We start from the raw sequence: 13,900 nt of genomic DNA, 5'->3' as shown, positions 1-13,900 counted from the left end.
CTGAGTTGACAAAGAAAAAATAATCATGCTAATATAAATGCACGCGCATGCATTAATTTGTTTTTAGAAAAGCACAGTCTAACTGATTAAATATCCAAAAGGAGTCTTTTTGATGAAGGATCTATTTAGCACGTATGAGTTTAAAGGAATGTCCTTGAAAAATCGTATTGTGATGCCTCCAATGTGTCAGTATTCGGTTGATAAAAAGGATGGAGCAGCTACCGATTGGCACTATCTGCACTATGTAAGTCGAGCTGTTGGCGGAGCAGGCTTTATTATGATTGAAATGACCGATGTCGAACCGGACGGACGCATTTCAGACTTTGATCTGGGCTTGTGGTCGGATGAGCAAATGCCGGCTTTGAAAAGAATTGTAGATGCCTGCCATAGCTATGGTGCAAAAGTGGGTATTCAAATCGCTCATGCCGGACGGAAAGCGGAAGATGCTGAAGTGCCAGTTGCTCCATCCGCCATTCCATTTGATGAGAAATCTAAACAACCGAGAGCTCTTTCAACACAGGAAGTCAAAGAAATGGTAGAAAAATTTCGCGGTGCAGTACAACGTGCTGTAAAAGCGGGCATGGATGCCATTGAGCTTCATGGAGCCCACGGCTATTTAATCCACCAGTTTCATTCGCCGCTTACAAATAGAAGAGAAGATGAATATGGGAAGGACCTAACCCGGTTTGGCCGAGAAATTATTCAGGCTGCTAAGGCCGAGATGCCGGAAGACATGCCGTTAATTATGCGCATATCTGCTAAAGAGTATGTAGAAGGCGGATACGGAATAGATGAAAGCATTGCATTTGCCAAGGAATATCAAGCGGCGGGAGTAGATATATTTGACATCTCTTCGGGTGGAGAGGGACCTATTGCTGCTTGGGGCAGACCGGGTACTCATGCTGCTTATCAAGTGCCACTGGCAAGAGAAATCAGACAGGCGCTGGATGTTCCAGTTATTGCAGTTGGCAGACTGGAGGATCCTATTCTAGCTAATGCTGTGATCGGGAATGAAGATGCAGATCTAGTAGCTGTAGGCAGGGGAATGCTCAGAAATCCTTATTGGGCTCTGGAAGCTGCAGCTGTGCTGAAAAAAGAAACAACCGTACCAACACAATATACAACAGGTTTCTAATCGTATAGCAGCAAGAAAAGCCGTCACTTCCGATGCATTCGCATGGAAGTGACGGCTTTTCTGTTAAAATATAGGCTGATTCACCTTGCCAACTCGATTATTCTTTCGGTTTGACCTTGAGCTCCTGCGCTTTCTCCAAATCTACATAGTTGCGGATAATGGATACTTCAACGCGGCGATTTTGCGCTCGGCCTTCCTCGGTGTCATTGCTGGCAAGCGGGCGATTTTCTCCGTAGCCGCTGGCGGTAAATCTGGTCGGTGAGAGCTGTTGATTTTCAAGCAAAATGTCCATAAAACGTACAGCACGGGAGGTGCTTAAATCCCAGTTCGATCTGAAGAGATAGGTGTTAATCGGTTTGTTGTCCGTGTGTCCCGATACGATAATTTCATAGTCCGGATACTGCTGGAGCATCGTGCCGATGGATATGGCCAGCTCGCGTGAATCTTCCTTCACTTCAGAGCTGCCGGATGCGAACAGCGCCTCATCGCTAATGGTAATCATGAGCTGAGACTGATTGAGCTTCGTCTCCAGGTCGGAGGTGAGACCATTTTTCTTAATATAGTCATCAATTTGCTTCTTAAGATTCTCCAGGTCTTCCTGCTCCTGCTTCATCAGCTCTTCACGGCGTTTCTGCGCATCGTCTTCCTCGTCATCACCGGCAGCCGGCTTTTGCGTTGAATCGCTAGGCGACGGTTTCTGCGTCTCTCTTTGATCTCCCGTAGTGATCGCTGCCGGATCAGTAAGCAAGCCGGTACCGCCAGTGAAGGCGATATTGAAGGCATTGCTCATTTCCTGGAATTTTTTTACGTCGACCGAGTTCATTGAATACAATACGATAAACAGTGCCAGCAGCAGAGTGAGCAAGTCGGCATAAGGAATGAGCCAGGATTCGTCAACATGCTCCTCATGTTCTTCGTGCCTATGCTTTTTGCTCAACGGCCCCTTCCTCCTTCTCCCTCATCTTCTCACGCTCGGTCGGAGTCAGGAATACCGACAGCTTTTGGTTGATCGCAATGGTGGATACGCCGGATTGGATAGAGAGCAAGCCTTCTACCATCATTAGACGGATTTGCACTTCAGCCTTCGACATTCGTTTCAGCTTGTTGGCAAATGGATGCCATAATACGTAACCTGTGAAAATACCAAGTAGTGTTGCGATAAACGCACCGGCGATGGCGTGGGACAGCTTCTCAATGTCACTCATATCCGACAAGGCGGCAATCAGACCAACAACGGCACCGAGTACGCCGAGTGTAGGCGCATATGTACCCGCTTGGGTGAAAATAAGAGCGCCGACTTTATGGCGGTCTTCCGTAGCGGCAATATCCTCAAGCAGAACGTCGCGAACGAATTCCTGATCGTTGCCGTCAATAATCATCCGCATGCCGTTACGCAGGAAGTTATCTTCGATTTCATCTACTTTAGCTTCAAGAGCGAGCAGGCCTTCGCGGCGTGTAATGCCGGCCCATTCCATAAATTGAGTAATAAGTTGTTCACGTGAGGTCAAGTTCTGTGTGCCAAATACCATTTTAAACAGCGTGCCTGTTTTTTTTAGCTCTGACATGGGGAAAGCGATCATAACAGCTGCGACGGTACCCAAGATGATAATCATGTAGGCAGCAGGATTCAAGAGACTGGAGATTGGAGCTCCCTTTACCACCATCCCGCCAAAGATACCTATAATAGCTAGAACAATACCGATAATAGTTGAATTTTTCATTATACACCCCGTCCAATACAATTTCGAAAGTTCTCTATCTTTATTATCGACAGAAGGGGGCAAGGAGATTAGACCTGAAAAGGATTTAAACAGAAAGGCATTAAAAAATGTGGAAATGCGGTAAAATGAATAATACAAATCAATGAAAAGGTGGAACCTTATTATGGGCGTAAAGCATGCAAGGGAATATGCGGATATATTGAAGGAACTTACAACGGCGGTCAGCGCGATTGAGGGCAGCTACTCTTTTTTTGAAATGGAGAAGGAAGAGTGGGAGGCGCTTGGGGAGGAAGAGAAGCACGAGGTGATGGAGGCATTGGCTGACGATGTGTTTTTCGGACTGGGCGAGCAAACGATGATCGAGGTGGGGGAAGGCAAAGTTTCCTACCACGCGAAGCATCATGTCATTGAGGTCGCGCAGGGCGATAATGTTACGCATATGGTACGGTTGATTTAGAGCATAGGGCAAGCAAGACATTTGGGGCCAGGTCTTATGGGGAAAAATCGGACTTTGCGAACGCTGTCGCTTCTTTACAACGAATGTCGATTCCGCTACAATAGGGTCTAACTTTAACAATGGAAGAATATATGACATCGTTTTTATGTAGAGGAGCACGCGATGAAGGACCGACAAACGATGCGAAAGATACCGGAATCGCTAGGCTTAAGGGATGAGCGGCTGGCTGCCTTCTATCAGCCTATCTTGGCGATGGACACCAGAACCATAATGGGATATGAGGTGCTGGGCAGGGCTTGTGCAGGCGAGCGCGTACGCAGCTTGGGTCCGTTTTTTGGAGACGCCTCCATTTCGGTAGAGGATCATATTGCGGTCGATCGGATTTTGCGAGAGCAGGCGATGCGCAAGCTGGGTGCAGAAAATACAGAGTCGCTGCTGTTTATTAATTTAAAGCCGAACTGGATTCATCGCTATCGGCAATCTGGCGAGCTGTTTACGCTGCAGTTGATTGATAAATACGAGATTGATCCACGCCGCATCGTCATCGAGATTACCGAGGAAAGCTTTAATGGCCCGATGGATGAGCTGCGCTCCATTGTAGATTTATACCGTTCGAGAGGCTGCCTCATTGCGATTGATGATGTGGGTAGCGGATTCAGCAGTACGGATCGTATTGCCCATATCCAGCCTAATATACTGAAGATCGACATTCATATGATCAAAAAGAGCGCGACGCACAATGGTTATCTAGGCGCCCTTCGCTCCTTCTCCGCGCTAGCCGAGCAGATCGGAGCTTCACTGCTGGTTGAAGGTGTAGAGACGCGCCAGGATTTGGTGCGTGCGATTGAAGCGGGAGCCCGCTATGTGCAGGGCTTCTTCTTCTCCAAGGCGGAGCCGGAGTTTCAGCGGGCGGATCGTTTCGCCGGAGCGCTGGAAGCTGAGCTTGCGGAATATGTCCAGCAGCGCTTACGCTCCGAGACGACTTGGCAGAAGGAAGCGGCACAGCTTGCGGCCCTCATTGATACGGATTGTATTTTCGGGCAAGAGAGCGAACTAGGCAGACCAGGGGAAGCCAATGGATGGATCGCTGGTTTGCTGGAGCAGCTGCCGCCGGGTTGCGTTCGTATTTATTTGTGCCGGGAGGATGGCATTCAGCTATCTGCGAACTATTGCAGGGTGGAGGCTGGCGAGTGGGAGCGGCAGGATGAATATTACGGGGCGAACTGGAGCTGGCGTCCTTACTTCATTCCTACCATTGCGCAGCTGAGCGAGACGCAGCGTACCCTTGTGTCGCGTGCCTACGTCGATTTGGATACATGCGAATGGATTCGGACTGTATCCATTCTTGCTGGTCCTGGACTTATTTTATTTGCAGATATGAAGGATTATGAACAGCAGACGGACCGGCAACGAGAGGACGCTGCTTGCAGAACCACGACAGGATGAAAAATCCGGAGTCGTGGTTCTTTTGTTAATATATAGGAAAGGATATGATGGTTTCATCCCTTCTCTATATTTCTTCACGAAACGACAGCTTTGCCGCCAAAGGACGGCTTCAGCCGTTTACGCTTGACTGGGAGCATATGCCATGATAAAGGTGGGGCGATGAGAAGTGTATCATGATTTCAAGCTCATAGAAGGCCGTTCAGTATCGATTCAAGTGAAAGATTATATGAAGCGTTTAATGATAAAAGGCGCGCTGCAGCCGCATCAGAAGCTGCCGTCGACACGTGAGCTGGGCATATTGCTCGGTGTAAGCCGCAATACGGTCATCGCCGCTTATGCGGAGCTGGCCGATGAGGGCCGTGTATATGCCCTGAAAGGCAAAGGCAATTATGTGTCAGAGGATTCGGCGGGCAGCGCCGCCCCGCCATCCTTGTCCTGGAAATTGCCGTGGAAGGAGCGGCTAAGCAAGCAGGCTTTGCTTGCAGAGGAGCTGGATCTCATGAAGCGCGGCATTCGCGCAGGCAAGAGTACGATTTCTTTTACGAGCATTGCCCCGGATGAGAAGCTGTTTGATCTGGATCATGTGAAGCAGGCGTTTCTGGGCCGTATGTCAGTGGAAGGCCATGTGCTGCTGAACTACGGCTATGCCAAAGGCTATAAGCCGCTGATAGAGTATCTGATGACATATATGGAGAACAAGGGCGTGGATGTGCAAGGCAAGGATATGCTCATTACGGCCGGCTTTACGGAAGGATTTGACCTTGTGCTGGCAGCGCTCCGGCCCGAGCACGGCGCAGTCATCTGCGAAAATCCGACCCATCATACCGCGATTAAAAATCTCAAGCTGCACGGCTTTGACATTAAAGGCGTTACGATGGAGCCTGATGGCATTCATTTGGGAGAGCTTGAACGGGCTTTGGAGGAGCGGGCGTTCGACTGTGCTTATTTTGTACCCTCCTACCATAATCCGACAGGCATTGTGATGTCGATGGAGAAACGGCTGGCGCTGATGCAGCTCATGAGCCGTTATAAAATTCCCGTCATTGAGGACGGATTTAATGAGGAGCTGCGCTACTCCGGAGCGCATGTGCCGCCGCTCATCGCTTCGGCGGGCAGCGGCAACAGCGTTATTTATATTGGAAGCTTCTCGAAGGTGCTGTTTCCCGGCCTGCGGGTCGGATGGGTGCTTGCGGACCGCGAGCTGATTGATTATTTGGAGAGCATGAAGCGGGCCCGCAACATTCATACCTCGACGCTTGACCAATCGCTGCTCTATCAATATTTGCATAATGGCAATCTGCATAAATATTTGAAGCGTGCGCGGGCGGAATACAAGCGGAAATACGAGCTGACGCTGCAAACTTGCAAAGCTTTTGTTCCCTATCAGACGCTGTCGGGGGATGGCGGGCTGCATTTGTTTGTGACATTTCCGGAAGCCTGCAGCGCGCGTGAGCTTCTGGAGGCGTGCACGCAGCAAGGCGTTATTTTTACCTTAGGCTATCCTTTCTTTACGGATGGACGGGGCAGCAATACGCTACGACTAGGGTTTTCCCGCGTGGCGGATGAGGATATTGTGCGTGGTATTCGGATTATTGGCGATACGGCAAAGCAGCTGTGGGGCCTTGCATAAGAAATAAGAGTTAGAGCGAAGCTGGTACATTTTATTATTTTGAAAAGGGGATGCAGGCATTATGGTGCAGTATAACGTTTCACCGCTTGTAAAGAGCTTGCCCGCTTCGGGCATTCGCAAGTTTTTCGATATGGCCGGGCAGGATGAAAATATGATTTCGCTGGGCGTAGGCGAACCGGATTTTGCAACACCGGAGCGTGTGCGCGCCGCGTGCATAAGAGCGCTGGAAAGCGGTCAGACGATGTACACGCCAAATGCCGGTCTAATGGAGCTGCGCGAGGAAATCGCCGCATATTTGGAGAGCAGCTTTCGATTGAATTACGAGCCGAAGGACGAGATTCTGGTGACGGTGGGCAGCAGCGAGGCGCTTGATCTGGCCATGCGCACACTGATTTGTCCGGGCGACGAGGTGCTGATTCCGGTTCCCAGCTATATCGCCTATTCGCCCATTGTAGCGCTGCAAGGTGGCAGTATCGTAAACGTTGAGACGCATGAGCATGAGCAATTTAAGCTATCGGCACAATCGCTGTGGGCAAAAATTACCCCGCGCTCCAAAGTGCTGCTGATTAACTATCCGAACAACCCGACGGGTGCGGTCATGTCCTACGAGGATTGGCTCCCCATTGCCGAGCTGGTGAAGGCGCATAATCTGATCGTCATTTCCGATGAGGTTTATGCGGAGCTGACTTATGAGAGCCAGCATGTAAGCATCGCATCGCTGCCTGGCATGCAGGAGCGGACAATCGTCATCAGTGGCTTCTCGAAAGCTTTTGCCATGACAGGCTGGCGCATTGGCTATGCCTGCGGCCCTGTGGAAATTATATCGCAAATGCTGAAAATCCATCAATACACAGCGATGTGCGCACCTATAATGGGGCAGATTGCTGCTCTGGAATCGCTGCGCAGCGGATTGGGCGACAAGGACCTAATGAAGGAGGCCTATAAGCAGCGCAGGGCGATGTTCGTGGACGGCTTGCAGAAGCTGGGGCTTTCCTGCCATATGCCGCAAGGAGCGTTTTATGCTTTTCCATCCATTGCCCATACGGGGCTGAGCTCGGAGCAGTTCGCCTTTCGGCTCATGCAGGAAGCAGGCGTTGCTGTCGTGCCAGGGCATGTATTTGGCCCGGGCGGTGAAGGACGCATTCGCTGCTCCTATTCGGTATCACCAGCGAAGCTGTCTGAAGCTTTGGAGCGAATGGACTGTTATATGAGCCAGATGGGGCAGGGTGAACCCTTGCAGCAGATGCAGCAGTTGGAGCGGATTGGCAGTTGAAGGGAGCAGTGAGGAAGGGGTTAGGAAAGAAAGAAGAGGGGTAAAAGAGGCGCTAAGCTTCTTCCCCTCCTCCGTAGACCATGCAATGGAATTCCGCCGCGCCTTGCGGTGTTGGGCGGATATACGTATCGGTAATGCGGAAGCCTGCCTTCTCGTATACGCGAATAGCGCGTGCATTCCAGGTCAGCACCTCCAAATCCAGCTCGCTGTGTGGAGCACGTCGGCGAGCCTCTTCTACCAGCAGCGCAACAAAGGCGGTGCCTGAGCCCCTGCTGCAAAGCTGTGGATGCAGGCCGAGGCCAAGCCGCAGCACTTCATCTCCCAGCGGGAAAAACTGTGCAAAACCAACGAGCTCCCCTTGGTCATCTAGAATAGCGGCGTATTGCTTCTGACGGAGCTCGGGATCACCGAACTCCATCTCTGCTTTCTCCATAGCCTCCCATGCGGGCCATTGGTAGATGCCGTAAGGCGGTTCGTACCGCCAATCGCACAGCTGGCGGGCATGGGAGGCGTCCATTGCGGCAACCTTCCAGCCAAATGGCGGCTGGGCGCCGTCAGGGACAGCACTCGCATTTGTCATGATTACACAATCTCCTTATAGACCTCAATCGCGCGGGCGCGTGAAGCCTTCAAATCTACAATGGCATGCGGCTGCGGCAGGTGAATTTGCTTATCGGACAGATGGGCAAGCTCAGGCAGCCAGCGTCTAATGTAAGTGCCGCTCGGATCATGTGTTGCGGACTGCGTAGCCGGATTCATAATGCGAAAATACGGAGCGGCGTCGTAGCCGAGCGACGAGCTCCACAGCCAGCCGCCCCGGTTCAGCGTATTATCATAATCGGCCAGCTGGCGGCGGAAATGCTGCTCGCCCAGCGTAAACGGGCACAGCAGGTTTTTCGTCAAAAACATGGCGGTAACCATCCGCAGCCGATTCGGCATTTCGCCGGTTTTATTAAGCTGCTTCATAGCGGCATCAATAACAGGAATGCCCGTTTTTCCTTGGCTCCATGCCACGAAATGCTGATCGTTCAGCCCAGATAAATCAAACTTCTGCTCATAGCGGTAGAAGTCCTCATTGTATTTTCCTTGGTACAGAAAAAAATCCCGCCATGCCAGCTGCCTAATCCACGACTCGGCTCCATACTGCTGCTGCGCTGCTTCATAGGCTTGCCTTGCCGACAGCGCTCCTGTATTCAAATAACGCGCTAAATGGCTTGTCTGGTTTTCCGCAAACTGGTCGCGGCTGCCTTCATAGCCAGCTAGACGGCGGTTTAGAAATTGCTCCAGCGCATCGGCTGCACTCAGCGTTCCCGCGTCCGCCGTGCCAGATGCTCCCGCTACCCGCAGAAAGGCTGCCGCAGCGGGATGCTCCCGAGGAAGACTGAAGCGCTCTGCTATGCTGGCATCTATATTTTTCAGCGTATCCAGCTGTTTCAGCGTTGTTTCGCCTGCAGGGGAATAATGGCTTTGCATGAAGGACTGCCACATGCGGTAAAAGGGCGTAAATACCTTGTAAGGCTCACTGCGCCTAGAAAACGTATGAAGCTCCTCCAAATCGGCGAGTGGCGCATCGTCAAGCGGCAGCCAGCGACGTCCCGCTGCGCGCACAACCTGCGCAGTCGCGTGGTCGCGCATTCGGGAATAAGGCGTATAGTCCATGTGGACGAGAACCTCTTCAATGGGATGGGCCAGCAGCAGCGCTTCGGTAATGGCAGCGGGATCGCCGTAAAGCACATGCAGCTGCTCGCCCGCCGCCTTGTACTGTTCCAATAGGAAGGTGGCTTGGGACAAGAAGGTTCTGCCGCTGTGGCAAGAGAGCCGGTCCTCGTCCGCCAGTGACGGGTCTATTATAAGCAGATGAAAGCCGCGCTTCCCAGAGCGGCGCACATAATCAAAACTGCGCAAATCGTTTGAACGCAGGTCTTTGCGGTGAATATATACATACATGGAAACGAGCCCCCTTGTGTCCGTGCTAGAAAACAGCAAAGCCGCAAGCTATTTGTCCGAAGACAAACAACTGCGGCTTTGCTGATTGAGACAGCAGCTTTTCGTTATGTAAGCGAAAAAAGCATGGCCTGGCTCTATTGCTCGCTTGCGTACTTGTCGTAAGCGTCTTGGCTCATAATGCGTGTAGCTGACACGTAACGATCAGCATAATAAGACTCGCTAAGTTTGCTAATAATAACGCCTCTGCTCGAGGAAGCATGTGCAAACTTTCCATCTCCAACATAAATACCAACGTGGGAGATGCCTTTGCCGCTCGTGTTGAAGAATACAAGATCGCCAGCGATCAGGTCACTCTTCTTCACTTCACTGCCATCGTTCGATTGCGCTTGGGAAGTACGGGAAAGATCGATGCCCATTTTATCGAAAACATATTTCGTAAAACCGGAGCAGTCGAAGCCTTTCGTAGTTGTTCCGCCGCTTTGGTATGGTGTGCCGATCAGATCAGCGATAACACCATCCATCTTCGAACCTGCGAACACGCTGCCTGCTTGGAAAGCAAGCATTAATACAAGACCAACGAGTAATGCAGTTACCTTCTTCAAAATTTGAAACTCCTTCCGGTGCCGACGAGGTTAGCTGTGGGGTTCGGTTGTGAAGGTTCCCTATGATTTCCAAGACACTTGAATCAAGCCGTCCAAGCATCGAAATCAATTCACCCAAAGTGGTTCCCCCGTATTTCTATACCTTTGCGGTATAAAAAATTAGGCTGGTTTAATTTTGCTCTGCGCTAATAATTCGTTTTTTTCATGTGATTTCCTCCTATATGAATGAATTTCTAATAATTCTCATGTAACCTTTTGGCTCAATTTTGCGTTAAAACAAGTTTCTTGCCTAATAAATGCTCGTTCTATCACCGTTCGCAAGCAAAAAAACATTTTGTCAGTTTATATGAGAAATAGGCAGCCAATATGCTAAGAATCGTACATATAGGCTAGAATTATAGCGTAAAATGAAGAATTAGAGAGTTTAGTGTGCATCAGTCTAGGGGTTGGTAAATAAATAGAAGCGTTGCCTGGAGATGTTGGATAACTGAAAAACCCCGATTGCGGCCTCTTGTCCGCAATCGGGGTTTTTATGAGAAGGACTTTAGAAAAATGAGAATACTAAATGAGAATTAGGGAGGGCTGCCTTCATTTTTCTAAACTTAATTTCCTATTTATGGATGATAAAAGTTGTATAAAAGGGTCCTAAAAGGAGTCTGAAACGGTCTTAAAACGGTCTCAGCTCTGCTTCGATTGCAGGCAATCGTATTGTGCAGCGAGTGTCCATACCTTTAATAAGGTACGGAGCAGATGATAGGCTTGATGCATGATGAGCGCCAGAATTCCCGCCCAAGCATAGGAAAGGCCGGATACCAAGAGCGAAGCGGCGACTGCCAGCAGCCACATCAGCAGAGAGAGGCCGGCATAAGGAAAAAGATTTCGGAGCGCAATGCTGAGCGAGCGCATCGAGCCCGTGCCGGAGGCGGCGCCGAACTGCATGGCGAGCAGCAGCAGGTGAACGAGAAAGCTCCACAGCAGCCAACCGCCAAAGCCTGGCAGCGTGCTTTGCAGCAGCTCGCTCAGCGAATGGCCCTCCATTAGCAGCTTGAAGGCGCGAGGAAGAAGGAACCAGCCAGGCGCGAAAATAAGCAGCGTGCGCAGCCAATAGAGCAGCGTCATAGGCTTCCAAGCTTTGCGAATGCCTTGAAGAAACTGCGTTCCACCTTTTTCGTCCATATGATGCAGCGAGTAGAGCAGCCCCGCATGTAACAGTGGGCTCAGCAGCATGCGGGCGGCGAACAAGCCGCCCAGCAGCCATAGATAGGGGTTGATCAGATCTGTTTTTGTCAATTGAAACTGGGCTTCGCTGAGGAACAGCGAAACGGCCGAGTCCGACGGATGCTGGAGGGGAAAGCGCCGCAGCAGCGGCAGTACAGTCATATCAATAAAGCGGTAAAGGAAAAGTCCCCATAATAGCTGGTACAGGAACAACGCAATGACGATATAGAAATGGCGGATGGCGAGCCGCCAGCCTTGCTTCATATGCTGCTTCATTTTTTAACCTCCTCTCTACCAGCCTACGGATGCGAGCAGGCCTTCAATAAGCTTCGTCAGGCCGAGGCTCCACCGAATGCGCGACTGCTCCGGCACTTCTGCACGCATAAAATTGTTAATATGCCTATTGTCCAGCACATTGCTGTTTTTCGGATCCACCGCTACCCATGCGAGCGGAGCAGCATGCATCACCTTGTACTCCATATGCGACTCGGCGGCATCCCAGATTTTAGAAGTTGTTTCACCGTCGGTAAAGGAGAAAACGAGCGGTATGGGTCCGTTTTGTCCGCCATTGCGCTTGATCAGCACGGTAGACTCGTACTCTGTTTGGCCATCCTGCTGCACTTCATTCACTCGAATAGCCTCTACTGAAAAATCCGCCATCAGGCTGCCATATACATACTGGTGAAAATAATCCTGCCATTTTCCCTTCGTAACCTGCTCGACGACTCGCTGGAAATCGGACGTAGTTGGATGCTTGAATTTGTATTTTTGAAAATACGTGCGCATAATTTTTTGCATCGTCTTTGCTCCGACCTGCTTCTCAATTCCGACCAGCACAAGCTTGGCGCGCATGTATACATTTTCCGCATACTCATCGCTATTGTGATAGGCCCATGAAGGCTGTTTAAGCGGGGCAGGGGCTGTAATATAGCTGGCTTCCATAGCTAAATTGGGTTCAACGCCATAGGCGTTCTCCATCACTTTATCCTCGGCATACGATGTAAAGCCTTCGTCGAGCCAAGCTTCTTCGAACTCGTTCGATGCGACCATCCCGTACCAATACTGATGACCGATCTCATGTACAACGGTTCGCTCCAGGCTGTAGCCAGGGTTATCGGATTCAGCAGCTAAAGCGGTTACGAGCGTTGGATATTCCATGCCGCCGGCGCCATTCGCCCCTTTCGGCGGAACGATGATGGACAGCGTTGAATACGGATATTCACCGTACCACTCCGCGTATTTGGCCAGCGACGATTTCGCTGCATGCATATAGCGGTCCTTCAGCCCCTCGTGGGCAGGGTCCAGATAAAGCTTGATGCGTACCCCAGGAATGCCCGTTCCCGACAAGGTGTCCTCCGCATAAATAAAGTCGGGTGAGGCGGACCAAGCAAAGTCATGCACGTCCTCGGCATAAAACTGATAGACGCTTGTGCCATTTTGCGTTACAGCTTCCTTCGTTTGAATGCCGGTGGCGGCTACCGTAAAGTTTTCCGGCACGGTAATCTGGGCGCTATACAAGCCAAAATCGCTGTAAAACTCCGAATCGCCATGATACTGATGGACGTTCCAGCCTTCATTTGTCCGGCCGCGTGTTCCATCTGTCTCATAAACGGCAAGCTTAGGAAACCACTGGCCCGCCATAACGAAGCTGCCGGAATAGCCCATGCGGGCGAATACCTCGGGCAGCTTGACCTCGTAGGTCATGGAAAGTGTTATTGATTTGCCCGGTGCGACTGGAACCGGGAGGTTAAGCTTCGTCAGCGTATAATCGTCCGTATTTCCGTCATCGGGCTGGACATAATGCAGGCGGGGAAGCAGGCTTTCGCCCTCCAGCGTTTGCAAGGTGAGCAGCTTCAAATAACCTTGGCTGTCGACCGTGGCCTTGTCGCCCCGCAGTTGTCCTCCAGACTCGCGCATGAACGTCGATTTTTCGGATTGAAAGGCATTGGGATACAGATGAAAATACAGCTCGGACACCGTTTTTTTGCCTGGGTTCGTCCAAGTCACGGTCTGGGAGCCGTCCAAATAGCGGATGTCCTCTCGAAGCGCAACGTGCATGTTGTATTGGACGACTCTTTTGCTGAGCGTCTGCACGGCATCAGGCTGGACAGAGTCGGGCTGCACCGGTGCTGCCGGGGCAGGCGGCTTGGCCGTTTGCGGTGCAGCCTGTGTGTCAGCTGGTATACCGGCCGCACTGCTTGGTGGGGCAGTAGTGGTGTGGGCTGCGGCGCTATTTGCCGAACCAGCAAGTGGCGGGTCTGAGGTGCCGGAGGCGTACGTATACTGGGATAGCCAAGCGTTGCCGAAGCCATGATGCAGCGACAGTCCGAGCAGGACAGCCGAGAGCATAATGAGCGCGATTCGTTTGAAAGGTCCTGGAGTCATTGAACGTTTCCCTCCCGTTGACAAGCATCTACAGCATGTATATGTCGGCTTGTACAGGAATAGTCTTGTGGATTTTTGCAGCGGCG

Annotated in this window: 12 protein-coding genes and 1 riboswitch; of the genes, 5 read left to right on the top strand and 7 right to left on the bottom strand. The window is 51.1% G+C overall.

The window, feature by feature from the left end; translation table 11 throughout:
• Positions 1–112 precede the first annotated feature (112 nt).
• Positions 113–1,135 carry an NADH:flavin oxidoreductase/NADH oxidase gene (locus AC50YG_RS27705; RefSeq protein WP_494831661.1) on the top strand — a complete coding sequence of 341 codons (1,023 nt, stop codon included), beginning with the start codon at positions 113–115 and terminating at the stop codon, positions 1,133–1,135.
• 97 nt (positions 1,136–1,232) lie between these two features.
• On the opposite strand, the gene motB is transcribed toward AC50YG_RS27705, so the two are convergent.
• Both motB and motA read right to left on the bottom strand, forming a co-directional pair.
• On the bottom strand, positions 1,233–2,072 hold the full coding sequence (gene motB / locus AC50YG_RS27700) for a flagellar motor protein MotB (protein ID WP_473758654.1): 840 nt from the start codon (positions 2,070–2,072) through the stop codon (positions 1,233–1,235).
• On the bottom strand, positions 2,056–2,856 hold the full coding sequence (gene motA / locus AC50YG_RS27695; RefSeq protein ID WP_473758655.1) for a flagellar motor stator protein MotA: 801 nt from the start codon (positions 2,854–2,856) through the stop codon (positions 2,056–2,058). The genes motB and motA overlap by 17 nt, the downstream gene beginning before the upstream one ends.
• A 163-nt stretch (positions 2,857–3,019) precedes the next feature.
• Between motA and AC50YG_RS27690 the strand changes: the two genes are divergently transcribed.
• The 4 genes from AC50YG_RS27690 to AC50YG_RS27675 all read left to right on the top strand — a co-directional run bounded on the left by AC50YG_RS27690 (position 3,020) and on the right by AC50YG_RS27675 (position 7,662).
• Positions 3,020–3,313 carry a hypothetical protein gene (locus tag AC50YG_RS27690; RefSeq protein ID WP_473758656.1) on the top strand — a complete coding sequence of 98 codons (294 nt, stop codon included), beginning with the start codon at positions 3,020–3,022 and terminating at the stop codon, positions 3,311–3,313.
• Between the two features lie 162 nt (positions 3,314–3,475).
• Positions 3,476–4,759 (top strand): EAL domain-containing protein, encoded by a 1,284-nt coding sequence (locus AC50YG_RS27685; RefSeq protein ID WP_494831658.1) that lies wholly within the window; start codon positions 3,476–3,478, stop codon positions 4,757–4,759.
• Between the two features lie 166 nt (positions 4,760–4,925).
• Positions 4,926–6,389, top strand: a complete 1,464-nt coding sequence (locus AC50YG_RS27680) for an aminotransferase-like domain-containing protein (RefSeq protein ID WP_494831656.1) — start codon at positions 4,926–4,928, stop codon at positions 6,387–6,389.
• A gap of 61 nt (positions 6,390–6,450) precedes the next feature.
• Complete coding sequence (locus tag AC50YG_RS27675) at positions 6,451–7,662, top strand: aminotransferase class I/II-fold pyridoxal phosphate-dependent enzyme (RefSeq protein WP_494831654.1); 1,212 nt, start codon at positions 6,451–6,453, stop codon at positions 7,660–7,662.
• A gap of 52 nt (positions 7,663–7,714) precedes the next feature.
• On the opposite strand, the gene AC50YG_RS27670 is transcribed toward AC50YG_RS27675, so the two are convergent.
• The 5 genes from AC50YG_RS27670 to AC50YG_RS27650 form a co-directional block, all read right to left on the bottom strand.
• Positions 7,715–8,242: a GNAT family N-acetyltransferase gene (locus AC50YG_RS27670; RefSeq protein ID WP_494831652.1), complete on the bottom strand. Its 528-nt coding sequence runs from the start codon at positions 8,240–8,242 to the stop codon at positions 7,715–7,717.
• 2 nt (positions 8,243–8,244) lie between these two features.
• Complete coding sequence (locus AC50YG_RS27665; protein ID WP_494831650.1) at positions 8,245–9,609, bottom strand: cryptochrome/photolyase family protein; 1,365 nt, start codon at positions 9,607–9,609, stop codon at positions 8,245–8,247.
• Positions 9,610–9,743: 134 nt separating this feature from the next.
• Entirely contained in the window at positions 9,744–10,214 is a 471-nt protein-coding gene (locus AC50YG_RS27660; protein ID WP_341282819.1) for a C40 family peptidase, read from the bottom strand.
• Between the two features lies 1 nt (position 10,215).
• Positions 10,216–10,387: riboswitch (cyclic di-AMP (ydaO/yuaA leader) on the bottom strand.
• Between the two features lie 502 nt (positions 10,388–10,889).
• Complete coding sequence (locus AC50YG_RS27655) at positions 10,890–11,705, bottom strand: hypothetical protein (protein ID WP_494831648.1); 816 nt, start codon at positions 11,703–11,705, stop codon at positions 10,890–10,892.
• A 15-nt stretch (positions 11,706–11,720) separates the two neighbouring features.
• A complete protein-coding gene (locus tag AC50YG_RS27650) occupies positions 11,721–13,814 on the bottom strand; it encodes a M1 family metallopeptidase (protein WP_494831646.1) in 2,094 nt (697 codons plus the stop codon).
• Between the last annotated feature and the right edge of the window lie 86 nt (positions 13,815–13,900).

The organism is Paenibacillus sp. J31R34, from assembly GCF_059383715.1.
This window is presented reverse-complemented; position numbering and strand designations above follow the sequence as displayed.

Bases quoted from the DNA above. Each gene is read 5' to 3' on its own strand.
- AC50YG_RS27675 (WP_494831654.1), top strand. From the start codon at position 6,451: ATGGTGCAGTATAACGTTTCACCGCTTGTAAAGAGCTTGCCCGCTTCG.
- AC50YG_RS27690 (WP_473758656.1), top strand. From the start codon at position 3,020: ATGGGCGTAAAGCATGCAAGGGAATATGCGGATATATTGAAGGAACTT.
- AC50YG_RS27665 (WP_494831650.1), bottom strand. From the start codon at position 9,609: ATGTATGTATATATTCACCGCAAAGACCTGCGTTCAAACGATTTGCGC.
- AC50YG_RS27685 (WP_494831658.1), top strand. From the start codon at position 3,476: ATGAAGGACCGACAAACGATGCGAAAGATACCGGAATCGCTAGGCTTA.
- AC50YG_RS27655 (WP_494831648.1), bottom strand. From the start codon at position 11,705: ATGAAGCAGCATATGAAGCAAGGCTGGCGGCTCGCCATCCGCCATTTC.
- AC50YG_RS27670 (WP_494831652.1), bottom strand. From the start codon at position 8,242: ATGACAAATGCGAGTGCTGTCCCTGACGGCGCCCAGCCGCCATTTGGC.
- AC50YG_RS27650 (WP_494831646.1), bottom strand. From the start codon at position 13,814: ATGACTCCAGGACCTTTCAAACGAATCGCGCTCATTATGCTCTCGGCT.
- AC50YG_RS27705 (WP_494831661.1), top strand. From the start codon at position 113: ATGAAGGATCTATTTAGCACGTATGAGTTTAAAGGAATGTCCTTGAAA.
- motA (WP_473758655.1), bottom strand. From the start codon at position 2,856: ATGAAAAATTCAACTATTATCGGTATTGTTCTAGCTATTATAGGTATC.